At 71.3% G+C, this 22,307-nt stretch carries 25 protein-coding genes and 1 tRNA gene; 15 read left to right on the top strand and 11 right to left on the bottom strand.

Going from position 1 to position 22,307, the window contains the following annotated elements; translation table 11 throughout:
• Positions 1 to 14: 14 nt before the first annotated feature.
• From RR3_RS03500 to RR3_RS03450, 11 genes are read left to right on the top strand one after another with little or no spacing between them, the layout of a single operon-like run.
• Entirely contained in the window at positions 15 to 1,016 is a 1,002-nt protein-coding gene (locus RR3_RS03500; RefSeq protein WP_017679759.1) for a VOC family protein, read from the top strand.
• A complete protein-coding gene (locus RR3_RS03495) occupies positions 1,013 to 1,783 on the top strand; it encodes an alpha/beta fold hydrolase (RefSeq protein ID WP_017679758.1) in 771 nt (256 codons plus the stop codon). The genes RR3_RS03500 and RR3_RS03495 overlap by 4 nt, the downstream gene beginning before the upstream one ends.
• Positions 1,783 to 2,520: an SDR family oxidoreductase gene (locus RR3_RS03490; RefSeq protein WP_017679757.1), complete on the top strand. Its 738-nt coding sequence runs from the start codon at positions 1,783 to 1,785 to the stop codon at positions 2,518 to 2,520. Before RR3_RS03495 ends, RR3_RS03490 begins: the two co-directional genes overlap by 1 nt.
• A 39-nt stretch (positions 2,521 to 2,559) precedes the next feature.
• Positions 2,560 to 3,345: an SDR family oxidoreductase gene (locus RR3_RS03485; protein ID WP_010595743.1), complete on the top strand. Its 786-nt coding sequence runs from the start codon at positions 2,560 to 2,562 to the stop codon at positions 3,343 to 3,345.
• Positions 3,346 to 3,376: 31 nt separating this feature from the next.
• Positions 3,377 to 5,062 (top strand): thiamine pyrophosphate-binding protein, encoded by a 1,686-nt coding sequence (locus tag RR3_RS03480; protein ID WP_040270996.1) that lies wholly within the window; start codon positions 3,377 to 3,379, stop codon positions 5,060 to 5,062.
• Positions 5,059 to 5,523 (top strand): alpha/beta fold hydrolase, encoded by a 465-nt coding sequence (locus RR3_RS03475; RefSeq protein WP_010595741.1) that lies wholly within the window; start codon positions 5,059 to 5,061, stop codon positions 5,521 to 5,523. The genes RR3_RS03480 and RR3_RS03475 overlap by 4 nt, the downstream gene beginning before the upstream one ends.
• The gene (locus tag RR3_RS03470; RefSeq protein WP_003934497.1) at positions 5,520 to 5,762 is read left to right on the top strand and encodes a recombinase-like helix-turn-helix domain-containing protein; all 243 of its coding nucleotides are present in this window, start codon (positions 5,520 to 5,522) and stop codon (positions 5,760 to 5,762) included. Before RR3_RS03475 ends, RR3_RS03470 begins: the two co-directional genes overlap by 4 nt.
• 1 nt (position 5,763) lies before the next feature.
• Positions 5,764 to 6,858 (top strand): Rieske 2Fe-2S domain-containing protein, encoded by a 1,095-nt coding sequence (locus tag RR3_RS03465; protein ID WP_010595740.1) that lies wholly within the window; start codon positions 5,764 to 5,766, stop codon positions 6,856 to 6,858.
• Complete coding sequence (locus tag RR3_RS03460) at positions 6,855 to 7,178, top strand: hypothetical protein (protein WP_017679754.1); 324 nt, start codon at positions 6,855 to 6,857, stop codon at positions 7,176 to 7,178. The genes RR3_RS03465 and RR3_RS03460 overlap by 4 nt, the downstream gene beginning before the upstream one ends.
• A complete protein-coding gene (locus tag RR3_RS03455) occupies positions 7,175 to 7,579 on the top strand; it encodes a RidA family protein (protein WP_026137542.1) in 405 nt (134 codons plus the stop codon). The genes RR3_RS03460 and RR3_RS03455 overlap by 4 nt, the downstream gene beginning before the upstream one ends.
• A 52-nt stretch (positions 7,580 to 7,631) precedes the next feature.
• Positions 7,632 to 8,915 carry an MFS transporter gene (locus RR3_RS03450; RefSeq protein WP_064065622.1) on the top strand — a complete coding sequence of 428 codons (1,284 nt, stop codon included), beginning with the start codon at positions 7,632 to 7,634 and terminating at the stop codon, positions 8,913 to 8,915.
• Between the two features lie 54 nt (positions 8,916 to 8,969).
• Here RR3_RS03450 and RR3_RS03445 read toward each other — a convergent pair whose 3' ends face one another.
• The 6 genes from RR3_RS03445 to pcaH are packed head-to-tail and all read right to left on the bottom strand — an operon-like array spanning position 8,970 to position 14,827.
• A complete protein-coding gene (locus tag RR3_RS03445; protein WP_064065623.1) occupies positions 8,970 to 10,181 on the bottom strand; it encodes an acetyl-CoA C-acetyltransferase in 1,212 nt (403 codons plus the stop codon).
• A 26-nt stretch (positions 10,182 to 10,207) separates the two neighbouring features.
• Positions 10,208 to 10,999: an IclR family transcriptional regulator gene (locus RR3_RS03440; RefSeq protein ID WP_371851024.1), complete on the bottom strand. Its 792-nt coding sequence runs from the start codon at positions 10,997 to 10,999 to the stop codon at positions 10,208 to 10,210.
• Between the two features lie 2 nt (positions 11,000 to 11,001).
• A complete protein-coding gene (gene pcaDC / locus RR3_RS03435) occupies positions 11,002 to 12,168 on the bottom strand; it encodes a bifunctional 3-oxoadipate enol-lactonase/4-carboxymuconolactone decarboxylase PcaDC (protein WP_064065624.1) in 1,167 nt (388 codons plus the stop codon).
• The gene (locus RR3_RS03430; RefSeq protein WP_010595732.1) at positions 12,165 to 13,505 is read right to left on the bottom strand and encodes a lyase family protein; all 1,341 of its coding nucleotides are present in this window, start codon (positions 13,503 to 13,505) and stop codon (positions 12,165 to 12,167) included. Before RR3_RS03430 ends, pcaDC begins: the two co-directional genes overlap by 4 nt.
• Positions 13,506 to 13,518: 13 nt before the next feature.
• Complete coding sequence (gene pcaG / locus RR3_RS03425) at positions 13,519 to 14,115, bottom strand: protocatechuate 3,4-dioxygenase subunit alpha (RefSeq protein ID WP_010595731.1); 597 nt, start codon at positions 14,113 to 14,115, stop codon at positions 13,519 to 13,521.
• On the bottom strand, positions 14,108 to 14,827 hold the full coding sequence (pcaH, locus tag RR3_RS03420; protein ID WP_017679749.1) for a protocatechuate 3,4-dioxygenase subunit beta: 720 nt from the start codon (positions 14,825 to 14,827) through the stop codon (positions 14,108 to 14,110). The genes pcaG and pcaH overlap by 8 nt, the downstream gene beginning before the upstream one ends.
• 169 nt (positions 14,828 to 14,996) lie before the next feature.
• Between pcaH and RR3_RS03415 the strand changes: the two genes are divergently transcribed.
• The gene (locus RR3_RS03415) at positions 14,997 to 15,743 is read left to right on the top strand and encodes a CoA transferase subunit A (RefSeq protein ID WP_017679748.1); all 747 of its coding nucleotides are present in this window, start codon (positions 14,997 to 14,999) and stop codon (positions 15,741 to 15,743) included.
• Complete coding sequence (locus RR3_RS03410; RefSeq protein WP_010595728.1) at positions 15,740 to 16,393, top strand: CoA transferase subunit B; 654 nt, start codon at positions 15,740 to 15,742, stop codon at positions 16,391 to 16,393. The genes RR3_RS03415 and RR3_RS03410 overlap by 4 nt, the downstream gene beginning before the upstream one ends.
• Positions 16,394 to 16,442: 49 nt before the next feature.
• Here the strand turns inward: RR3_RS03410 and RR3_RS03405 are convergent, their stop codons facing one another.
• A complete protein-coding gene (locus tag RR3_RS03405) occupies positions 16,443 to 17,054 on the bottom strand; it encodes a carboxymuconolactone decarboxylase family protein (RefSeq protein WP_026137541.1) in 612 nt (203 codons plus the stop codon).
• Positions 17,055 to 17,117: 63 nt separating this feature from the next.
• On the opposite strand from RR3_RS03405, the gene RR3_RS03400 reads away from it, so the two are divergent.
• Entirely contained in the window at positions 17,118 to 17,585 is a 468-nt protein-coding gene (locus RR3_RS03400; RefSeq protein WP_010595726.1) for a MarR family winged helix-turn-helix transcriptional regulator, read from the top strand.
• 101 nt (positions 17,586 to 17,686) lie between these two features.
• Positions 17,687 to 18,238, top strand: coding sequence for a peroxidase-related enzyme (locus RR3_RS03395; RefSeq protein WP_017679747.1), 552 nt, complete (start codon positions 17,687 to 17,689; stop codon positions 18,236 to 18,238).
• Positions 18,239 to 18,242: 4 nt separating this feature from the next.
• On the opposite strand, the gene RR3_RS03390 is transcribed toward RR3_RS03395, so the two are convergent.
• The 4 genes from RR3_RS03390 to RR3_RS03375 form a co-directional block, all read right to left on the bottom strand.
• Positions 18,243 to 19,382, bottom strand: coding sequence for an AI-2E family transporter (locus tag RR3_RS03390; RefSeq protein ID WP_017679746.1), 1,140 nt, complete (start codon positions 19,380 to 19,382; stop codon positions 18,243 to 18,245).
• Between the two features lie 204 nt (positions 19,383 to 19,586).
• Positions 19,587 to 19,663: transfer RNA gene (locus tag RR3_RS03385), tRNA-Met, on the bottom strand.
• 12 nt (positions 19,664 to 19,675) lie between these two features.
• Positions 19,676 to 20,428, bottom strand: a complete 753-nt coding sequence (locus RR3_RS03380) for a FadR/GntR family transcriptional regulator (RefSeq protein WP_017679745.1) — start codon at positions 20,426 to 20,428, stop codon at positions 19,676 to 19,678.
• A gap of 107 nt (positions 20,429 to 20,535) precedes the next feature.
• Positions 20,536 to 22,203 carry an L-lactate permease gene (locus RR3_RS03375; protein ID WP_064065625.1) on the bottom strand — a complete coding sequence of 556 codons (1,668 nt, stop codon included), beginning with the start codon at positions 22,201 to 22,203 and terminating at the stop codon, positions 20,536 to 20,538.
• Between the last annotated feature and the right edge of the window lie 104 nt (positions 22,204 to 22,307).

Below are 22,307 nucleotides of genomic sequence, written 5' to 3'. Positions count from 1 at the left end.
GGGAACCGGAACGCATGTATCACCACCAACTTCCGCGCTACAGCGACTCGCCCGTCTGCCGGCTGCGCGCCCTGCGCTCGGTCACCCTGTCGGTGCCGGATCCGGCCGCCTCGCGGGACTTCTACCACGAGGCCTGGGGGCTGACGACCGTCGAGGCCGACGGGGATCGATTCTGGTTGCGCGCCACCGGCCCCGAGCACCACGTGCTGACGGTCGAACGGGGGGAGACCAACGCCCTCGGGCGCATCAGCCTCGCCGTCGCCACCCCGCGTGAGATCGACGACGCCGCACTGGCCCTCGACCGGCTCGGCATCCCGATGCTGCGCACACCGGGCCCCCTCGACGACTCCGGCGGCGGCTACGGGCTGCAACTGGTCGATCCGGAGGGACGCTGCCTCGAGCTGTCGGCCGATACCCACGCCGTCACCGAGCAGGAACCGGCGGGACGCCGCGCCGTTCCCCGCAAGATCGCCCACGTCGTGCTCAACACGACCGACATCGAACGCACCACCGCCTTCTACACCCAGGTGCTCGGCATGCGGGTCTCCGACTGGTCGGAGCGGCAGATGTCCTTCCTCCGCTGCAACTCCGACCACCACGTCATCGCGCTCAACCGGGCGCCGTGGCCCTCACTCAACCACGTGGCGTACGAGATGCAGAGCCTCGATCACTTCATGCGCGGCATCGGCAGCCTGAAGGCCCACGGCATCGCGCCGCAGTGGGGCCCGGGCCGGCACGGTCCCGGCGACAACACCTTCTCCTACTTCACCGACCCGGCAGGCCTGGTGTGCGAGTACACCTCCGAGGTCGCCCAGATCGACGAGGACGCCTGGCTGTGCCGCACCTGGAAGCGCACCCCGGAACTGTCCGACCAGTGGGGGACGGCCGGACCGCCCACCACGACCGTGCGTTCCGCCATGGCGGGCAGCCCCGACCCGGGGCACCGCGACCGTGTCGAGGCCCGCGACGCCGGCTACTTCTACGGGGCCGCCGTCGCGGCCGGGGCGCTGTCGTGACCCCCGCGCACCTGCACGTCGAGCGTCTCGGGACGGGAGATCCGGTGCTGATGCTGCACGGCATCGGCGGGAACGCGAACTCCTGTGCACCGCTCGCGGCGGAACTCGCGGCCCGCGGACATGCGACCTACCGGCTCGATGCCGCGGGGTACGGTCGCTCCGCCGACCCGGCCGGCGTCCACCACGACCACGCGGGGGACGTCCTGACCGTCCTCGACGACATCGACCCGGACCGGCCCGTTCACCTCGTCGGAACGTCCTGGGGTGGTGTCGTCGCGCTCGAGGTCGCGCGCCGCCGGCCCGGCCGGGTCCGCACGCTCGTCCTCGCCGACAGCACCCGGGGCTCGGGCACGTCACCCGCCCGCGCCGCCGCCATGCGCGACCGCGTCCCGGCGCTGCGCGCCGCCGGCCCCGAGCGCTTCGCGGCCGAACGCGCACCGAAACTGACCGCACCGGACGCGGCCGAGCACGTGCGGGCTCGCGTCGCCGCCGACATGGCGGCCGTCCGCCCCGCCGGGTACGCGGCCGCCGCCGAATGCATGGCGTCGACCGACCACGGGCCGATCCTGCACACGCTGGCCGTCCCCACCCTCGTGGTGGTCGGTGAGCACGACCGCGTCACCGGCGTCGCCGAGTCGCAACTCCTGGCGGACGCCATTCCCGGGGCGCGGCTCACCGTCGTCACCGGTGCGGGTCACGCCGCGATCCAGGAGCAGCCCCGTTTGGTCGCCGGCGCACTCGTCCGATTCTGGGAAGAGGTGGCGTGATGAGCGGAACCGTCGTGGTGACCGGTGCCGGGCGCGGACTCGGCTACTGCATCGCCGAACGGCTGTGCGCCGAGGGACGGCGCGTGGTGATCGCCGAGCGCAACGCGGCGAACGCCGAAGCCGCCGCCACCGCCCTGCGCGACCGCGGCGGCGAGGCGATCGCGGTGGTCACGGACATCGCGGACGCCGCGTCCGTGCGCGCTCTGGCGGTGCGCGTCGCCGAGGAGGGGCCGCTGGTGGGCCTGGTCAACAACGCCGCCGTCGCCGACGGTGTCGGCGGGGACGCCTTCTGGGAACTGCCCGAACCCGAGTTCGACCGGATCACCTCGGTCAACGTGCGCGGCACCTGGCTCGTGACCAAACACCTGTGGCCGCTGCTCGCCGCCGCCGGCGGCGCGATCGTGAACATGGCATCCGACGTGGCGTTCTACGGATCACCGCGGCTCGTCCACTACGTCGCCTCCAAGGGCGCAGTCGTCGCGATGACCCGTTCGATGGCCCGGGACGCCGGCCCCCACGGGGTGCGGGTCAACGCCGTCGCCCCCGGGCTCGTCCGGGTCGAGGCCACCGAGTCCGTTCCCGCCGCCCGCTACGCCACCTACGCGCAGGGCCGCGCCCTCCCGCGCGACCAGACCCCCGAGGACGTCGCCGGGGTCGTCCGGTTCCTCCTCTCGGAGGACGCCGCCTTCGTCACCGGCCAGACCGTCGTCGTCGACGGCGGATTCGTCCTGAACTGACCTGCTCGCCCGGCGAGCACCCGAACCCACGGAGAACCCATGGACCTGCACCTCACCGGACGCACGGTGATCGTCACCGGCGCGAGTTCCGGGGTCGGCCTCGCCACCGCCCGGATGCTCGCCGCCGAAGGCGCCCGCGTCGCACTCTGCGCCCGCGACCTCGCACGCCTGCGCCGCGCCGCCGCCACCCTGGCGGCCGACCCGGCCGACGTCCTGACCGCCGCGTGCGATGTCACCGACCGGAACTCCGTGCAGGCCTTCGCCGATGCGGTCGTCGACCGGTTCGGCGGCATCGACGGAGTGGTGTGCAACGCCGGGCGCTCGCTGATGTCGACACTCACCGACACCACCGACGAGCAGATCCGGGACGAGTTCGAGCTCAAGATCTTCGGCGCGCTGCATCTGATCCGCGTGGCCCGGCCGGCGCTCGCGAAGTCCGATGCGGCCTCCGTGGTGATCGTCAACGCGATCCTCGCGCGGCAACCCGAACTGCGGCTCGCCGTCACCTCGGCCGCCCGTGCCGGACTGCTCAACCTGGCGCAGTCCCTGTCCGGGGAACTCGCCCCCGACGGCATCCGCGTCAACTCGGTGCTGCTCGGCCTCGTCGACACCGGCCAGTGGCAGCGCCGGCACGCCGAATCCGGCGCCGGCCGCGACTTCGACGAGTGGAGCGCCGAGATCGCCGCCGCCCGCGGAATCGGACTGGGCCGCTTCGGAACTGCGGACGAGGTCGCCTTCCCCGTCACCACCCTGCTCTCACCCCGCAACAGCTACGTGACCGGCGCGACCGTCGACGTCGGCGGCGGAGTCGGACGCTACGTCTGACCCGCCAGTGGTCATCTGCATCGGAGGAAACATGGACACTCCCTCATCCGCGCCGGGTCGGCGCGCCACCGGCGGCGACGTCCTCGTGTCGGTCATGCGCCGGCACGGCATCGACACCGCGTTCGGCGTCGTCAGCATCCACAACCTGCCCCTCGTCGAGGCCGTCGCCCGCGACCTGAACTTCGTCGAGGTGCGGCACGAGGCCGCGGCGGTCAACGCCGCGGACGGGTACGCCCGCGCCTCGGGCCGCATCGGCGTGGCACTGACGAGCACCGGAACCGGCGCCGGCAACGCCGCCGGATCGATGATAGAGGCGCTCACCGCCGGCAGCCGCGTCCTGCACGTGACCGGCCAGATCGAAAGCGAATTCCTCACGCCCGAACCGGCCTCGTCGAGCCGCGGCGTGATCCACGAATTCCCCCGGCAACGGCAGATGCTCGACGCCGTGTCCGCCTACGCGGCGACGATCACCGACGCCAAGGACGCCGAGGCGGAACTCGAGGCCGCGATCGGCCGCATCCTGTCGGCACCGCAGGGGCCGGCGAGTGTCGAATGGCCCACCGACCTGCAGTATCTGGCGTCGCCGGACGAGCAGCGGGCGGCCGATACCCGGATCGCACGGCCACCGGCCCCCAACGCCGCTGCGCTGGACCGCGCCGCCGCGGTGCTCGCCTCCGCCGAGCGGCCGCTGCTGTGGCTCGGTGGGGGTGCCGCCGGCGCCGGCGACGAACTGCGTGCCCTCGCGCACCGGCTCGGGGCCGGGATTCTCACCAGCAACTCCGGACGGGGCATCGTGTCCGAGGACGACGACCTCGTCGTCGGGAACTTCGCGGCCTCCCCCGAGGTCGCGGGGCTCCTCGCCGACGCCGACGTCCTGCTCGCCGTCGGAACCCACTTCCGGTCCAACGAGACCAAGAGCTACCACCTCGCACTGCCGGCGACCCAGGTGCAGATCGACGTCGATCCCGCCGCGATCGGCCGGGTGTATCCGGCCACGGTCGGCATCGTCGCCGACGCCCGCACGGCACTGCGCGGCATCCTCGACGCGCTCGACGGCGCCGGCCGGCGCGACGACTGGGCGGCCCGGGTCCGAACGGTGCGCGAGCGCAGCCGGGCCGCACTCACCGAGTACATCGGCGGCTACGCCGAGATCTGCGAGGGCATGCGCCGCGTGCTGCCCCGTCGGTCCGTGGTCGCCCGCGACGTGACGATCCCGTCCAGCCAGTGGGGCAACCGTCTGCTGCCGTTCTACGAGCGGGAGACCAACATCTTCCCGCTCGGCGGCGGCATCGGGCAGGGCCTGGCCATGGGACTCGGTGCGGCCCAGGCCCGCCGGGACGTGCCGACGGTCGTGATGGCCGGGGACGGCGGTCTGGCCGTGCACCTCGGCGAGCTCGCCTCGCTCGCCGGCACCGACGCGTGGTGCGTCGTGCTGGTGTTCAACGACGGCGGCTACGGCGTTCTCCGGAACATGCAGGAGGCCAACGGTTTCTGTCGGTCCGGGGTGGACCTGCACACGCCGCGGTTCGATCTGCTCGCCGCGTCGATGGGCATGCCGTACACCCTCGTGCAGCGGCCCGGCGTCTTCGAGGCCGCATTGGCCGAGGCGGTCGCGGCGCGCCGGCCCGCCCTCGTCGAGGTCGACGTGACCGCCCTCGACCCCCCGCCCGGACCGTTCGTCCCACCGGTGCACGTGCCGACGGGAGGTGCGCGATGAACTCGCCGGCCGAGGCGCTCTGGTGGGCCGGCGGGCAGGCCGAGACGGCGTTGCGCGACGGCCGCGCGGTGCACCTGTGCGCCGCGGGTGCCGATGCCGAACCCGCCCTGCGCGCGGCGGGCCGTCACGAATCCCTGCTGCGCAGCCTGATCCTCGCCGATCCCGTGCTCGACGTCGACACCGTCGCCGGCGTCCTCGGCCGGATCACCGTCCCCACCCTGGTGGTGGCCTCCGCGCTCGGCGACGACACCGATTTGTCCGTACCGCAGCGCCTCGCCGGCGAGATCGACAACGGAGTCTTCGTCGTCGTCGACGGATGTCCGGCGCCCGTCCACCTCACGCGGCCCGAGTCGTTCGCCGAATGGGCGAGCGCCTTCGCCGCCATCGCCGAGGGACTCGCCGCCCGCTACCGCTCCGGGCTCGCCGCCCCCACCCCCCACATCGAAGGAGTTCTCGCGTGAACCGCACCGCGACGGCACGATCCGCCGAACCGTACCTGGAACCCCGACAGACCCATCCCGATCCGCTGACCCCCTACGAGGACAAGCTCGCCGGTTCCCTGATGGAGATCTTCGGGACCGGCACCCACGACCTGCCCGGTGTCGTCGAGGGACTCAACGGCCTGGGGCTGCACGGCCCCGACGGCCGGCCCTGGACCGAGGACACCTTCCGCGCCGAGATGCGACGACTGGGGAGATGACATGACCACCTTCGAGACCACACACACCACCACCGGGGGCTCGCGCCCGACCGGACCCCGATTCGCCGTCGGCACCCGCCGGCCGATGGACGCCGACGAGATCGCCGCGACCGGCCTGCGCGACCGCTGGTACCCGATCCTCCCGTCGCGCATGGTCGAACCGGGCGCCATGATCAAGGTCACCCGCCTCGGCGTGGACTGGCTGCTGTTCCGCGACGCGCGGGGCGCAGTCCACATGCTCGAGGACCGGTGCCCGCACCGCAGCGCGCCGCTGTCCGTCGGCCAGCACCTCGGTGACCGCGTCGCCTGCCTGTACCACGGCGTGCAGGTCGACGGCACCGGCACCGTCGTCTCCGTGCCCGGCATGCCCGGATGCGCGCTCGAGGGCAAACGCGCGACCGCGTCGCTGTCGGTGGTCGAAGCCGCCGACACGATCTTCGCGTTCGTGCCCCTGACCCACGACTCCGTGCCCACCCCGTTCGTGCTGCCGGACCGGCTCGCGGACGACGAGGTGTCGTGGTTCCCGAACTACGCGGAGTGGGCCGGGCCGTGGCGGTTCTACATGGACAACGTGCTCGATCCGATGCACGGGGCGTTCCTGCACCGCAATTCGCACTCGATGTTCGGCGGCGACACGTCGGCGCGGTTCCGGATCCGCGAGACCGGCCGCGGGTTCTTCTTCGAGAAGACCGACCAGCGCGGCGTGAACTTCGACTGGGTGGAATTCGTGCGCGGATCGATGGACTACGTGGACCTCGAGATCCCGTACGCCCCCAACGCCGGTCCCGGCGGGGTCTTCGGCATCGTCGGGATGTGCACCCCGATCGACCGGGACCACTCCGCCATCTTCCACTGGCGCACCCGGCGGGTATCGGGCTGGGAACGGGAGGCGTGGCGATTCCTGTACCGGACCCGGCTCGAGGAACGGCACTGGGAGGTCCTCGAACAGGACCGCGCCGTCCTCGAGGCGCTGGCTGCGGACGCCGACGTCGAGGAACACCTCTACCAGCACGACCTCGGTGTCTCCCGGATCCGCCGGATCTACCGGGCCGACGCGAAGCAGCAGGCGGCCGTGCTCGCGGGTGTGCCGGCATGAGCGGCGGGACCCTGATGCTCACCGTCGTCCTGCGGCACGACCAGAGCCGGAACCTCGAACAGTTGCAGGGCCGGCTCGACGACGCGGACTGGTGGCACGGGTTCCCGCCCGAGGGGTGCGAGGTCGTCTCGTGGGTCGTCGCGATGGGGATCGGCCAGATCGTGACCCTGCGGCTGCCCGCCGAGCGGCTGGCCGCCGTCAACGTCGAACTCGAGCGTCGCGCGTGGGGCGTGTTCCGCACCGAGTGCTACCCGACCTACGACTTCGTGCCGGTACGCGAGCGGTTGACCCGCGAATCCGACGCACGGGTGGTCCGATGAGCCGCGTCGGCCACCCGTCCGTCCCGGAACCCCCGCGGCCGGGCATGTTCAGCAACGCCCGCGTCGTCGGCCGGCACTTCTTCGTCTCCGGCATGCACGCCGGCACCCCCGACGGTCCCGTCGGCGGCGGCGACGTCTACCGGCAGGCGCGGGAGGCGTTCCGGCGCACCCGCGTCCTGGTCGAAGCCTGCGGCGCGCAGGTCGACGACATCCTCGCCCTGCGCATCTACGTCACGGACATCGCGGACAAGGCCGCCGTCGGGCGGGCCCGGGCCGAGGTGTTCCACGGCGACTTCCCGTGCTCGACCCTGGTCGAGGTGTCGGCCCTGGTCGAGGCCGGCCTCGGCGTCGAGGTCGAGGCACAGGGCATCATCTCAGCGCCCGCGACGGCGGACGCGTAATCTTCCGTTTCGACGCCCGTGGCAGGGCATCGACCGACCCGAGGACGCCATCATGCGCGGAACCGACAGCACACCGTCCCTCACCCGAACCGACGAGGACTCGCCCAACTGGCTGGTCCTCGTCCTGACCTTCGTCGCCGTCGTCCTCGACGGCTACGACACGATCGCCCTGGGCCTGTCGGTCCCGGCACTCGCGAGGGACTGGGGCGTCGCCCCGTCCCACTTCACTCCCGCGCTGTCGCTGACCAGCGCCGGCGTCGCGCTCGGCTACCTCGCCTGCGGCCGGCTCGTCGCCCGGTTCGGTGCCCGCCGCGTCGTGCTGACGGCCGTGGTGGTGTTCACCGTCGGTTCGCTGCTGACCGCGTTCGCGTCGACGATCACCGAACTGACGGCCCTGCGGGTGCTCACCGGACTCGGTCTCGGCGCGGTGCTGCCCGCCGCCGTGTCGCATGCGACGGTGCTCAACCCGCCCCGGCTGCGGCAGTCCATCGCGGTGTTCGTCACGATGGGCATCTCGCTCGGTGCGCTGCTCGCCGGCCTGGTCGGCACGCGCCTGATCGCCGCGTTCGGCTGGGAGTCGGTGTTCCTCGCCGGCGCCGCCGCATCCGCCGTCCTGCTGCCGCTGCTGTGGATCGGACTGCCCGACGGCCGCGCCGCCGCCGGTGGGCCCGCACCGGAGGCCACGACGTCGGCGGTGCGGCAGGCCTCCGTCGCGCGCCTGTTCGACCCCGGTCTGCGCAGCCGCACGCTGCTGCTGTGGGGCTTCTCGTTCCTGATGTTCACCGTGTACTACGTCTTCTCGTCGTGGCTGCCGACGCTGCTGACGAGCTACGGGTTCTCGGCGAGCCTCGCGCCGCTGGGGTCGGCGGCGCTCGGTATCGGCAGCATCGTCGGCGCGGCGGTCCTGATGATCGGCGCGCTGCGGTTCCGGATGTCGTCGGTGCTCGTGGTCACGACGTCGCTGGCGATCGTCTTCCTCGTCGTGTCCGCGTTCCTCGGCGCCGACAAGGTGCTGCTGCTGATCGTCTTCGGTGGAGTGGGGCTCGGCGTCCAGGCGGGCATGATCGGCCAGACCGCACTGTCGGTCTCGATGTATCCGCAGGCCACCGCGACGACGGCGGTGGGCTGGTCGGCGTCGATGGGCCGGCTCGGCTCCGTGGTCGGGCCCGTCCTGGGCGGCGCACTGATCGGCCTCGGCGTCCCCACCGGCACCATCGTCCTCGTCGCCTGCGTCCCGGTCCTGGCCGCCCTGGTCCTCATCGCGGTGCTCGGCCGGATCACCGCGCCGAACACGCTCTCGAAGACGGAACCCGCCGTCGTGCCCGCCCGCCGCTGACGCGGCCGGTGTGTCCTTTGGGCTGCCCTGGCAGCCCAAAGGACACACCGGCGGCTACGCCGCCTTCTCGAACACCGCGGCCAGGCCCTGGCCGCCGCCGATGCACATCGTCTCGAGGCCGTAGCGCCCCCCGCGACGGTCCAGTTCGCGCAGCAGGGTCGCGAGGATGCGGCCGCCGGTCGCGCCGACCGGATGGCCGAGGGAGATGCCGGAGCCGTTGGGGTTCAGGCGGGTGTCGTCGGGCTCGAGGCCCCAGCTGCGGGTCACGGCGAGGGTCTGCGCGGCGAACGCCTCGTTGAGCTCGATCACGTCCATGTCGGCCAGGGTCAGGCCGAGCCGGCCGAGGGCCTTCTCGGTGGCCGGCACCGGGCCGATGCCCATGGTGCGCGGCGGCACTCCCGCCACCGCCCAGCTCGCGAGCCGGGCCAGCGGACGCAGTCCCAGCTGGGCCGCCTTCTCGGCGGTGGTGACGATCGCGACGGCCGCACCGTCGTTCTGGCCGCTGGCGTTGCCGGCGGTGACGGTCGACTCCGGGTCGATCCTGGCCCGGATCGGGCGCAGCGTGGCGAGCGATTCGATGCTGGTGTCGGCGCGGGGGTGCTCGTCGGTGTCGACGACGAGCGGTTCACCCTTGCGCTGCGGCACCGACACGGGAACGATCTCCTGCGCGAAGACGCCGTTCTTCTGCGCGGCGACGGCCCGCTGGTGCGACTGCACCGCCAGGGCGTCCTGGTCCGCCCGGCTGAGGGAGAACTCGGCGCGCAGGTTCTCCGCCGTCTCGATCATGCCGCCGGGCACCGGGAAGTCGCGGCCGCCGGCGGTGACCCGCGCGCGGGCCAGCCGGTCGGACAGGGCCACGGCCTCGCCCTTGACGCCCCACCGCATGCCGGTGGCGTAGAACTCGGCCTGGCTCATCGACTCGGCGCCACCGGCGAGGATCAGGTCGCTGCCGCCGGACTGGACCTGCATGACGGCCTGCAGGATCGCCTGCAGCCCGGAGCCGCAGCGCCGGTCGACCTGCAGTCCCGGAACCTCGACGCCCAGACCGGCGTTCAATGCGGCGACGCGGCCCAGCGCGGGAGCTTCGCCGTTGGGCGAGGCCTGACCGAGGATCACGTCGTCGACGTCCGTGCCGGCGAGGCCGGTGCGGGTGACGAGCTCGCGGATCACGGTGGCGGCCAAGTCTTCCGGCGCGACGTCCTTCAGGACGCCGCCGAAGCGGCCGACGGGGGTACGGAGGGGTTCGCAGATCACGACGTCGCGCATGGCACTTCCTTGTCGGGGAATCGGGGTCAGTGGTTCTGGGTCCGGGCGAGGTCGGACGAGATCGCCGCCGCGGTGTCGACCACAGCGGGCACGAGGTCGCTGTGGACGGCGTCGAGGCTGTAGCGGGCGGCCTGGGTGGAGATGTTCACGGCCGCGACGACGGCACCCGAGGCGTCGCGGATGGGTGCGGCCAGCGACCGCAGGCCCTCCTCGAGCTCCTGGTCGACGATGCAGTAGCCGTCCCGCCGGATCCGGTCGAGCTCGGCGCGCAGGTCGGCGGGAGTGACGAGGGTCCGCGACGTGAGGGGCTCGAGCGTCGCGGTGGCGAGGTAGGCGTCGAGGTCGGCGGGGGACAGGCCGGCCAGCAGCACCCGGCCCATCGACGTGGCGTGCGCCGGGAAGCGGGTGCCGATGGTGATGGAGACGGTCATGATGCGGCTGACCGGCACCCGCGCGACGTACACGACGTCGCCGCCGTCGAGCACGGACACCGACGTCGACTCGTGCACCTTCTGGGCGAGCGCCTCGAGGTGCGGGCGGGCGACGTCCGGCAGCGTCAGACTCGACAGGTAGCTGTAGCCGAGTTCGAGCACGCGCGGCGTCAGCCAGAACTGGGAGCCGTCCGTACGTACGTATCCGAGCTCGACCAGGGTGAGCAGGAACCGTCGCGCGGTGGCCCGGGTCAGGTCGGTGGCCTTGGCGACCTCGCTCAGGGTGCGGCGCGGATGCTCGGCGTCGAATGCCTTGATGACGGACAGTCCGCGGGCGAGGGACTGCACGTAGTCCGGCGACGCCGCGATCGGTTCGCCGTGGGTCATCGTCATGTGGTGCTCCCCTCGCCGTCTGCGAGTGCCTGCCGGCCGAGCGCGAAGGCCCGGTTGCTGTTCGGCACTCCCGCGTAGATCGCGGTGTGCAGGAATACTTCCACGAGCTCGTCGGGGTCGGCTCCGGCGCGCAGCGCGGCCCGGATGTGCATGTCGAGTTCGTGTTCGTTGCCGACGGCGGTGAGGATCGCCAGGGTCAGCAGCCGGCGGGTGTGGTGGTCCAGGCCCGGCCGCGACCACACATCGCCCCACGCGGTGCGGGTGATGAAATCCTGGAACGGCCGGGTGAACTCGGTGGCCGACGCCACGGCCCGGTCGACGTGGGCGTCGCCGAGGACCGTGCGCCGCACCCGCATGCCCTGCTCGAACGCGGCGGTGCGCTGCGCACCGGCGGGCGTCGCACGGGTGATGTGTTCGCGGATGAGGGCGGTGATCCGGCCGGCCTGCTCGACGTTGGCCAGGTGCGCGCCCGGGCCGACGACGTGGAAGTCGGCGCCGGCGATGCCGTCGGCGATGAGCTGCATGGTGGCCGGCGGGGTGGCCGGATCCTGCTCGCCGGCGACGACGAGGGTGGGCGCGACGATGCGGGCCAGGTCGGGGCGCCCGTCCCACGTCGCGAGCGCCTCGCAGCAGGCGGCGTATCCCTCGTCGCTCGTGCCGGAGACCATCTGCACGTGCCGTGCGACGAGTTCGGGGTCGCGTTCGGCGAGTTCGGGGGTGAACCAGCGGCCGACGATCGACTCGGCGATCGATGCCAGCCCGTCGGCGCGGACGGTCGCGGCGCGGTCGAGCCACGGCTGGGCCGGGGCGAACGCGGCGGACGTGCACAGCAGCGTCAGGGTGCGGATGCGCTCGGGACGGTGCGCGGCGAGCCACTGGCCGACGGCACCGCCGAGCGACAGGCCCACGAAGTGCACCGAGTCGAGGCCGAGGGAATCGAGGAGCGCGACGACGTCGCCACCGAGATCGGCCACCGTGTAGGGCCCGTCGACGACGGGTGACTTGCCGTGCCCGCGGTGGTCGACGGCGACGACGTTCGCGATCGGGGACAGCGCGGTGATCTGCGGCGTCCACATCGACCGGTCGGAGCCGAGGGAGCCGAGCAGCACGACCGGCGGGGCCGCGGGGTCGCCGTACTGTTCGTAGTCGAGCGTGACTGTCATGCTTGTCCTCCGAGGAGCCGGTCGTGGTGGGCGAGGGCACGGTCGACGAGATCGCCGGCGTGGCCGAGGTAGCGGGTGGGGTCCAGCAGGGCGCGGACCCGGTCGGCACCGAGGTGTCCGGTGATCGCCGGGTCGCGGTCGAGGGGGGTGCCGGTCTGCGCGGCGGCGGTGACGATGTCGCGGGCCTCGTCGGTGTGCTGGGCCAGGGCGGCGGTGACCTTCTCGGCGAGGATCGCGCCGCCCGTGCGGTCGAGGTTGCGGGCGAGTGCGTCCGGGTGGACGTGCAGTCCGCCGAGGCTGGTCGAAAGCTGATGTGCCGCACCGCCGGTCAGGCGCAACAGGTCGGTGAGCGGCTCCCATTCGGCGTGCCACGCGCCCGCGGCGCGGGCGAATTCGTGGTCGGTCGATGCGAGCACGGTCGCGACCAGGCCGGGTACCCGGCGGGCGGCGGCACGGGCGGTGATCGCGGCGACCGGGTTGCGCTTGTGCGGCATCGCCGACGAACCGCCGGGCGCGTCCTCGCTCACCTCGCCGACTTCGGTGGCGGCCATGAGCACGACGTCGGTGGCGGGTTTGGCGACAGCACCGGCGGCGACGCCGAGCGCCGTCGCGAGCCGGGTGACCGGGGTGCGGGCGGTGTGCCACGGCACGAGGGGCCGGGCGAGGCCGAGCAGGTCGGCGAGGGTGTCCGCGAACGCGAGTCCGTCGGGGTGCACGGCCGCGAGAGTTCCTGCTGCTCCGCCGTATTGGGCCGGCAGATCGCCGAGGGCGCGGTCCAGTTCGGAGGTGGCGTCGTCGAGTGCGACGAGCCACGTCGCGGCGAGGGCGCCGAACGTGGTGGGCAGCGCCTGCTGGCCGAGGGTGCGGGCGACCGTCGGGGTGTCACGGTGCCGGCGGGCCAGGTGCGCCGCGGCGTCGGCGGCGTCGCGCAGCTCGGCGACGACGCGCCGGCCGGCCTCGCGGGCGAGCAGCATCAGCGCGGAGTCGAGGACGTCCTGGCTGGTGGCCCCGACGTGCACCGCGGCGGCGGGGGCGTCCGCGCGCGCCCGCAGGATCTTCACCAGCGGGATCACCGGATTGCCCCCGGCCGCCGAGAGCCGGCCCAGTTCGGCCGGGTCCAGGTCGCGGCCGAGGTCGTCGGCCGCGGCGGCGACGGCGACGACATCGGCGGGGGTCGCCCGACCGTGCTTCTCGGCGGCGCGGGTGATCGCCACCTCCACCTCGAGCAGGGCGGTGATCCACGCGCGGTCGGACAGCAGCGGCGCGAGGTCGGCGGCGCCGAACACGGGGTCGAAGAGGGCACCGCGGGTGGGGTCGGACTGCGCCGGCACGGTCAAGACACGCTCCCGTCTAGATCGCGAAGAACGGCGTCTCCACACCGTTCGGATCGAGGTCCTGAACGTACACGGTCCAGACGTACCCGTCGTCGGACTTCTCGGCGATCAGCTTGCGCCGCTGCGTTTCCGGCAGCGCGGCGAGCACCGGGTCGGTCGCGTGCGCGGCGAGATCCTCCGGGAAGTACAGGCGGGTGCAGAGACGATCGAGCATGCCGCGGGCGAAGATCCCGACGTTCAGGTGCGGCGCCTCGTCGGCGTCCGTGTCGGACTCGTGGGCGCCGGGCTTGATCGTGTAGACGGTGGCGGTGCCGGTCTCGTCGGCGGCGCTGCGGGCGAAGCCGCGGAAACCGTCGGTGCCGAACCGGCCGTCGGCGTCGGCCTGCCAGGTCTCGACCATCGCGTCGGCGATCGGCGTACGGTCACCGTCGATCACGGTGATCCGCACGGTGATCCGGCCGGGCGTGTCGGCGGGGACGACGTTCTCACCGTCGGCGCCCCAGTCGAGGCCGATCTTCCAGTACGGGCCGACGGTCTGCGACGGCGTGGGGCCGAAGGTGGCCGTGCTCTGGTCGCCGGGGGTGACGGGGTAACGAGGAGCGAACTCACTCATCGTCGTCCTCCTCGTTCTCGAAGGGGGTGGCCTCGCGGCCGCGCAGGACGATGTCGAAACGGAATCCGAGGGCCCAGTTGTCGACGGTGGCGTCGTAGTCGAAGACGCTGACCATGCGGTGCCGTGCCTCGGCGGGCACCGAGTTGTAGATCGGGTCCTGGAAGAACATCGGGTCGTCGGGGAAGTACATCTGGGTGACGAGCCGCTGGGTGAACGCCGTGCCGAACAGCGAGAAGTGGATGTGGGCGGGGCGCCACGCGTTGTGGTGGTTGCGCCACGGGTAGGCGCCGGGCTTGATCGTGGTGAACCGGTAGTTGCCCTGGGCGTCGGTGACGCACCGGCCGACGCCGTCGAAGTGCGGGTCGAGCGGGGCGGGCCAGTTGTCGTTCACGTGCCGGTACCGGCCGGCGGCGTTGGCCTGCCACACCTCGAGCAGCGTGTGCGGGACGGGCTTGCCGTCGCCGTCGAGCACCCGGCCGTGCACGATGATGCGCTGCCCGGCGGCCTCGCCGCCGTGGGCGAGGGTCAGGTCGGCGTCGCCCTCCTGCACGCGGTCCTCGCCGAAGACGGGTCCGGTGAGTTCGCCGAGGCGCTGCGGGATCAGCGTCAGCGGCTGGGCCGGGCGGCGCAGCGCGGTGGTCCGGTAGTCGGGGAAGTCCAGCGGCGGGTGTGCGCCGTCGGGGCGCGCAAAGCGGGGCGGCAGATGAAGCATGAGACCTCGGTGTTCGGCGCGTGTTCGCGATATGGACGGAGGGACGCTATGCGTACAAGGCTAGTGGGTCACCCGGCACGAATCAATATTCGAAACTGAAACAGTATCGAAATGGTTCGCATGACGGACGAGGGTTCACATTACGTACGACTGGCGCTATCGTAAGGGCATGGACAAAGTCGTTGCCACCGCCGCCGAGGCCGTAGCCGACATCCCGAACGGCGTCACCATCGCCGTGGGCGGATTCGGCCTGGTCGGCGTCCCGGAAATCCTCATCACTGCGCTGCTCGACCAGGGCGCCACCGACCTCGAGACGGTCAGCAACAACTGCGGCACCGACGGCTTCGGCCTCGGCGTACTGCTGGAGAAGGGGCGCATCCGACGCACCATCTCCTCCTACGTCGGCTCCAACAAGGAGTTCGCCCGCCAGTACCTCTCCGGCGAGCTCGAGGTGGAACTGACCCCGCAGGGCACCCTCGCCGAGCGGCTGCGCGCCGGCGGCGCGGGCATCCCCGCGTTCTTCACCCCGGCCGGCGTGGGCACCCAGGTCGAGGAGGGCGGGCTTCCGCTGCGCTACGACGGCAACGGCGGCATCGCGGTCGCGTCGCCCCCGAAGGAGGTCCGCGAGTTCGACGGCGAGACCTACGTCATGGAGCGCGGAATCGTCGCCGACTACGCCCTGGTGCACGCCTGGAAGGGCGACCGGCACGGCAACCTCGTCTATCGCGCGAGCGCCCGCAACTTCAACCCGCCCGCCGCCACGTCGGGCCGCATCACCATCGCGCAGGTCGAGCACCTCGTCGAACCGGGCGAGCTCGACCCCAACGAGATCCACACCCCCGGCATCCACGTCCAGCGCGTCGTGCCCGTCGGACCTGTCGCTGTCGGCATCGAGAATCGGACGGTTCGTTCATGACCCAGACCGCCACCACCGTGAAGAAGCTGACCCGCGAGCAGATGGCCGCGCGTGTGGCCCGGGAACTCTCGGACGGGCAGTACGTCAACCTCGGCATCGGCATGCCGACCCTGGTGCCCAACTACCTCGATCCGGGCGTCGAGGTCATCCTGCACTCGGAGAACGGCGTGCTCGGCGTCGGCCCGTACCCGACCGAGGACGAACTCGATCCCGAACTGATCAACGCCGGTAAGGAAACCATCACCACCATTGCGGGCGCGTCGTTCTTCGATTCGGCGCAGTCGTTCGGGATGATCCGCGGCGGCCAGATCGACGTCGCCGTCCTGGGCGCGATGCAGGTCTCCGCGAAGGGCGACATCGCCAACTGGATGATCCCCGGCGCGATGGTCAAGGGCATGGGCGGCGCGATGGACCTCGTCCACGGTGCCAAGCGCGTCATCGTGATGATGGAACACGTCACGAAGAAGGGTGAACCGAAGATCTTCGACGAGTGCACCCTGCCGCTGACCGGCAAGCGCTGCGTCCAGCGGATCATCACCGACATGGCCGTCATCGACGTCACCGACGAGGGCCTGAAGCTCGTCGAGACCGCGCCCGGCGTGAGCGTCGACGACGTCGTCGCCGCGACGGCCGCGACCCTTCTCGTCTGATCTCACCGTCTCCGAAAGGCTCACGGGCCGAACACTTACGGGCCGAATGTCACACCGCGTCGATCTGACCGACCGAATGTGACATTCGGCCCGTCGGCGTCGGAGCCGGTGCGGGGTGCCACGCGAACGAAGCGAGCGGCGGGTCCAGTTCGGCACCGGTGAGGCGGTTGGCGAGCGTCGAGAGGGTGAAGGTGCCGACGCCGAGGACGACGTCGAGTGCATGGCGGGTGGTGAAGCCGGCGGCGGTGAACGCGGCCCACCGGTCGGCCGGGACCGCGCCCGCCGAGTCGAGCACGGCGACGGTGAATGTCCGCAGGGCCTCGAGTCGGGGATCGGTGAGCGGTCGGCCGGCCCGCAGGGCGTCGACGAGGTTGCCCGGCGCACCCATCCGCGTCAGCACGGCGGTGTGCAGTGCGACGCAGACGTGGCATTCGTTGCGCGTGGCGATCGTCAGCACGAGCACCTCGCGTTCGAGTTCGTCGAGGCTGCTGCGCTCGAACAGCGCACCGGCGCGGGTGAAGGCGGACAACAGTTCGGGGGATTCCGCCATGAGCGCCACGGCTGCCGGCACGTAGCCGAACTTCTGCCGGATCGCTTCCATGGTGGCCCGCGACGCCGGGGGTGCAGTCTCGGGTCGATGGTGGAGGAATGCTGTGGACACGGGACGGCCTCCGATAAGATAGACAATGTGGTTGACGAAATAGTAAACCGAGTTGTCGAAAATGTGCAAGACCCGACCCCGGGCTACGAGCTGCCCCTGCTCCTGTTCGCCGGATTCCGCTCGCTCGTCGACGCGCTGCATCGCCGGCTGGCCGAGGAGGGTCACCCGGACGTGCGTCCGGCCCACGGGTTCGCGATGCAGGCCGTCGGAGCGACCGGCGCGTCGGCGAGCGAGATCGGACGCCGCCTCGGCGTCTCCAAGCAGGCCGCCGGCAAGACCGTCGACCGGCTCGAGCGTCTCGGTTACGTTCGGCGCGAGCCGGATCCGTCGGACGCGCGGGCGCGGATCGTCGTGCTCACCGACCGGGGCCTCGACTGCCTGCGGCGGTCGGCGGTGATCTTCGACGACCTGCGGGCGGAGTGGGGGCGGACGCTCGGTGCGGACCGGCTCGAGCGCCTCGAGGTCGACCTGCGCGCCGTCACGCACGGTCAGGACGTCCGGCTCGACGCGCAGGCGTGGTTCGACCGGTAGCCGGGGCGGCTGGGGGATCTGGACAACTCGGTTAACAACGATTAACTTCGAGACTCGTTGCCGACGGACCAGGAGCCCCCGTGAGTACGCGCTTTCCCGCCATGGAACTGAAGGATCTGCCCGAGGACATCGCCGCGCGCGTGCTCGAGGTGCAGGAGAAGTCGGGCTTCGTGCCCAACGTGTTCCTCACCTTCGCGCGACGTCCCGCCGAGTGGCGGGCCTTCTTCGCCTACCACGACGCGATCATGCTGCGCGAGGACTCCGGCCTCACCAAGGGCGACCGCGAGATGATCGTGACGACGATCTCCGCCGCCAACAACTGCCTGTACTGCGTCGTCGCGCACGGGGCGATCCTGCGGATCTACGAGAAGAAGCCGACGGTGGCCGATCAGGTCGCGATCAACTACCGCACCGCCGACATCACCGCGCGCCAGCGCGCGATGCTCGACTTCGCCACCAAGGTCAACGAGCGGGCATACGAGATCGACGACGCGGACTTCGAGGCTCTGCACGCACACGGCTTCACGGACGAGGACGCCTGGGACATCGCCTCCGTCACCGCCTTCTTCGGTCTGAGCAACAGGATGGCCGGCGTCGCCGGCATGATGCCCAATCCGGAGTTCTACCTGATGGGCCGGATCCCCCGCGCGTAGCCGCTCAGCCGTCGCCCGGTTCGGGGCCGGGCACGGCGGCGGCGTCCGTGTCGCCGGTGTCGATGACGAGCTCGTAGCGCCGGCCGTACGTTTCCACGAGAGCCTGGAGGACGGCGACGACCGGGACCGACACCAGCGCGCCGATCGCACCGAACAGCGACGCCCCGACGATCACCGACCCGAACGCGACGGCCGGATGGATCGACACGGTCTTCGACGTGATGCGCGGGTGCAGGACGTAGTTCTCGACCTGCTGGTAGGCCGTGCCGAACAGCACCACCCACAACCCGTCGATCGGCTGGTTGGCCGCGGCGATGATCGCGGGCAGCGCGATCGCCAGGTACGTCCCGAGGGTGGGCACGAACTGCGAGACGATCCCGGTCCACAACGCGAGCGGCAGCCAGTACGGCACACCGATGATCATGAGGAAGATGCCGGTGCCCACGGCGCTGACCGCACCGAGGATGAGGCGGGAGACGACGTAGCCACCGGCCTTCTCGACGGAAATCTCCCACACGGTCGAGATGACTAGTTGCTGCCGGGCCGGGAACCAGCTCGAGATCGTGCGGCGCATCGCCGGGCCCTCGGCCGACATGTAGAACACGAACAGCAGCATCGTCATGGCCTGGAAGACCACGCCCACCACCGACGACACCACCCCCAGCACGCCGGGGGTGAACCGCTGGACCAGCTCGCGGACCGTCTCGGGGGTCAGTCGCAGCAGTTCCGGACCCGTGGTGAAGTTCGTGTCGAAGACACGATTGGCCCATTCGGTGACTGCGGTCAGCGCGTCCGGTAAGGCTTTCAGCAACTGGCCCAACTGTTCGGCGAGCAACGTCCCGAACAGTGCGACGAATCCGACGGCGAACGCCAGCAGTCCGAACAGCACCAACCCGGTGGCCGCTCCCCGGCGCAGCCCGTGACGCTCGAGCCAGTCGACGACGGGCTCGAGCGTGATGCTCAGCAACCATGCGAGAAACAGCAATCCGAGGAAGCCGCGCAGGTTGTGGAACAGCCAACCGGACAGCTGGTAGGCGGCGACGGCAAGGAGGACGTACAGGATCGCCGGGCGAAGCCACTGTGGAGCCCGGGGTCCGTTGCGTTTGCGGTGTGCCGGCAGCGGGGCCGGCCCGTCCTCGCTCATGGCACTCTCCGCGGTCGCCCGACAGATCCGTTCACAGCCGGAATCTACCCGTCCGCGCCGCCCGGGCAGAGCGAATGTATCGGTCGCCACCACTATCGAGACGGACGATGCCTTCGCTCGACGAGGCCGGGACGAGCGCGAGGCGAGCCGGACGAGGCCGATACGACGAAACCGGCCCGGACTCGTGAGAGTCCGGGCCGGCGGTGGTAGCGGGGACAGGATTTGAACCTGCGACCTCTGGGTTATGAGCCCAGCGAGCTACCGAGCTGCTCCACCCCGCGTTGCATCACCGACTATACACGAGGCGGAGAGTGCTCCGTTCCGGGGTCGTCCGGACGGGTGTGGTCACGCCCGAGGCTCTCCGCGTAGTAGCCGCGAATGTGATCGACGATGCGGGAACGGGCGAGGTCGGCGTCGCCGGCGCGGACCGCCTCGAGCAGTCCCCGGTGCTCGCACCGCAGCCGGGCACACGTGGTGGGCCAGGTACCCAGCGGAGCGCCGGCGAGCACGTAGCTCTCGATGGAGTCGCGCAGTCCGGTCATCATCGCCGCGATCACCTGGTTCCCGGCTGCGTCCGCCATCGCGATGTGGAACCGGGCGTCGAGCACCAGGAACTCGTGGGCCGCGAGCCCGGCGTCGTCCATCGCGTCGAGCAGTTGCTCCGCGTGGGCAAGGTCGGGCGCCGGATCACTCTCGGCCAGGGCGCGCATCACCTCCGTCTCGAGGACGAGCCGGGTCCGGACCACGTCCGCCACCGGGAAGCTCTGCGCCGCCACCTGCATGCGCATGAGCATCGACATGCCCCCGGTGGGGCGCGAGACGATCATCGCGCCCGCCGTCGGCCCGGATCCGGTCTGTGCGCTGAGCAACCCGAGCGCCTCCATGACGCGCAGGGCCTCCCGCACCGACGAGCGGCCCACGCCGAGATCGGCGGCCAGGACGCGCTCCCCGGGCAACCGCTGGCCGGGCGCGAGTTGTCCCGAGACCAGTTGCTGCTCGAGGTGGTTCAACACGGTCTCCCATGCGCGGGGCTCGGAGTGCGGCATGGTGTGAGCCTATGCCGGTCGCCGGACGGGCCGGACGCTCGGCGGCCGGGCGCGACGTTCCGGGTGCGGCAGAGGAGATCCCGTGCCGCGTCCGCCCGGGGGACGGCTCACGGCAGCATCCACGACAGCACCGGCGTCGACTGGAGGTAGACCAGCACGCACAGCAGGGCCAGCATGCCGACGCTGTAGCCGACGACCTTGCGCAGCAGCAGCGGCTCGCTGCCCGGCCGGCCGACAGCGGTCGCCGCGATGGTGAGGTTCTGCGGGCTGATGAGCTTGCCCACGACACCGCCCGAGGTGTTCGCCGCGACCAGCAGCGTCGGATCGATGCCCGCGGCCTGCCCCGCGGTCTGCTGCAGCCGCGCGAACAACGCGTTCGCCGAGGTTTCCGAGCCGGTCACCGCGGTGCCCAGCCAGCCCAGGATCGGCGACAGCAACGCGAAGATCGCGCCGGTTCCGGCGAGCCACGTGCCGATGGCGACGGTCTGCCCGGAATGGTTCATCACGTAGGCCAGGCCGAGCACCGTGGCCACGGTGGCGACGGAAAGCCGCATCTTCCACAGTGTCCCGGGGAAGGTGCTGAGGGTCAGGCGCACGGTCATCGGGAACCGGCCGCCGCCGCTGAACACCGTGTACACGAGGCCGACGACGATGCCCGAGAACAGCAGGAGGGTACCGGGATTCGACAGCCACGGCAGCGTGTAGATCGCGCCCGTCGAAGGATCTCCGCTCGCGGTGAGCAGATTCCCGTACAGGCCCGGCCATTCGACCTTGATATCGGTGCCCGCCAGCCACTTCGGCACGTCCACGCCGAGCGTCCACAGCTTGGCGATGCCGAACACGACGATGACGAGCAGGTACGGGAACAGCGCCATCGCCGTGCGTGCGGCACCGATCGGTTCCGCGGTGACGTGCGAGTGCTGGTCGTCGGGGGTGCTCGGACGCCAGAACCGCAGCATGACCACGGCCGCGGCGAGGCCGACGAGGGAGGCGACGACGTCCGTGAGCTCGTACGAGAAGTGGCTCGAGCACCAGTACTGCGCGATCGCGAACGCGAAGCCGGTGACCAGCGCGATCGGCCACACCTGGCGGACGCCGCGCCGGCCGTCGACCAGCAGCAGCAACAGGATCGGCACGAACCAGGCGAGCACCGGTGTCTGCCGGCCGACGACGGCGGCGATCTCGGTCGCCGGGATACCGGTGAGGTTTCCGGCGGTGGTGATCGGAATTGCCATGGCGCCGAACGCGACCGGTGCGGTGTTCGCGACGAGTACGGTGACGGCGGCGCGGATCGGGGGCATGCCGATCGCGATGAGCATCGCGCCGGTGATCGCGACCGGTGCCCCGAAACCGGCGAGCGCCTCGAGCATTCCGCCGAAGCAGAAGGCGATGAGCATCGCCTGGATGCGCATGTCGCCGTGACCGACGGAGTTGAACACGTGCCGCAGGTCTTCGAAACGTCCACTGACGACGGTGAGTTCGTAGAACCAGATCGCGGTGACGACGATCCACATGACCGGGAACAGGCCGAACGTGAAGCCCTGCAGGGCGGACAGTCCGGCCAGCGGCGCCGGCATCCCGAAGCCGACGACGGCGACGACGAGGGCCACGGCGAGCGCGCCGAGCCCGGAGTACCAGGCCTTGAGTTTGAGGCCGGCGAGGAGCACGAAGAAGGTCAGGAGGGGGACCAGGCCCAGCAGGGCCGTCGCGGTGAGGTTGCCGGCGACGGCGGTGGTCGACGGTGTGTACGTCACCGCGAGCAGTTCGGTTTCCACATGAAACTCCAGGTTTGCGTCGCGGACCGCGACGGGATCTGTGGTCAGACCACAGGACCGTACACCATGACCTCGGTCACAATCCAGAACCGGAGGGAATTCGC

Origin of the sequence: Rhodococcus ruber NBRC 15591 (genome assembly GCF_001894945.1) — a bacterium.
GTDB lineage: Bacteria > Actinomycetota > Actinomycetes > Mycobacteriales > Mycobacteriaceae > Rhodococcus > Rhodococcus ruber.
Note: the sequence above shows the minus strand (reverse complement) of the source record. Positions and strands in the feature narration are given on the sequence as shown.

Coding starts and splice junctions, on each gene's coding strand:
- RR3_RS03500 (WP_017679759.1), top strand. CDS start 15: ATGTATCACCACCAACTTCCGCGCTACAGCGACTCGCCCGTCTGCCGG.
- RR3_RS03490 (WP_017679757.1), top strand. CDS start 1,783: ATGAGCGGAACCGTCGTGGTGACCGGTGCCGGGCGCGGACTCGGCTAC.
- RR3_RS03485 (WP_010595743.1), top strand. CDS start 2,560: ATGGACCTGCACCTCACCGGACGCACGGTGATCGTCACCGGCGCGAGT.
- RR3_RS03480 (WP_040270996.1), top strand. CDS start 3,377: ATGGACACTCCCTCATCCGCGCCGGGTCGGCGCGCCACCGGCGGCGAC.
- RR3_RS03475 (WP_010595741.1), top strand. CDS start 5,059: ATGAACTCGCCGGCCGAGGCGCTCTGGTGGGCCGGCGGGCAGGCCGAG.
- RR3_RS03465 (WP_010595740.1), top strand. CDS start 5,764: ATGACCACCTTCGAGACCACACACACCACCACCGGGGGCTCGCGCCCG.
- RR3_RS03460 (WP_017679754.1), top strand. CDS start 6,855: ATGAGCGGCGGGACCCTGATGCTCACCGTCGTCCTGCGGCACGACCAG.
- RR3_RS03455 (WP_026137542.1), top strand. CDS start 7,175: ATGAGCCGCGTCGGCCACCCGTCCGTCCCGGAACCCCCGCGGCCGGGC.
- RR3_RS03450 (WP_064065622.1), top strand. CDS start 7,632: ATGCGCGGAACCGACAGCACACCGTCCCTCACCCGAACCGACGAGGAC.
- RR3_RS03445 (WP_064065623.1), bottom strand. CDS start 10,181: ATGCGCGACGTCGTGATCTGCGAACCCCTCCGTACCCCCGTCGGCCGC.
- RR3_RS03440 (WP_371851024.1), bottom strand. CDS start 10,999: ATGACCCACGGCGAACCGATCGCGGCGTCGCCGGACTACGTGCAGTCC.
- pcaDC (WP_064065624.1), bottom strand. CDS start 12,168: ATGACAGTCACGCTCGACTACGAACAGTACGGCGACCCCGCGGCCCCG.
- pcaG (WP_010595731.1), bottom strand. CDS start 14,115: ATGAGTGAGTTCGCTCCTCGTTACCCCGTCACCCCCGGCGACCAGAGC.
- pcaH (WP_017679749.1), bottom strand. CDS start 14,827: ATGCTTCATCTGCCGCCCCGCTTTGCGCGCCCCGACGGCGCACACCCG.
- RR3_RS03415 (WP_017679748.1), top strand. CDS start 14,997: ATGGACAAAGTCGTTGCCACCGCCGCCGAGGCCGTAGCCGACATCCCG.
- RR3_RS03410 (WP_010595728.1), top strand. CDS start 15,740: ATGACCCAGACCGCCACCACCGTGAAGAAGCTGACCCGCGAGCAGATG.
- RR3_RS03395 (WP_017679747.1), top strand. CDS start 17,687: ATGGAACTGAAGGATCTGCCCGAGGACATCGCCGCGCGCGTGCTCGAG.
- RR3_RS03390 (WP_017679746.1), bottom strand. CDS start 19,382: ATGAGCGAGGACGGGCCGGCCCCGCTGCCGGCACACCGCAAACGCAAC.
- RR3_RS03380 (WP_017679745.1), bottom strand. CDS start 20,428: ATGCCGCACTCCGAGCCCCGCGCATGGGAGACCGTGTTGAACCACCTC.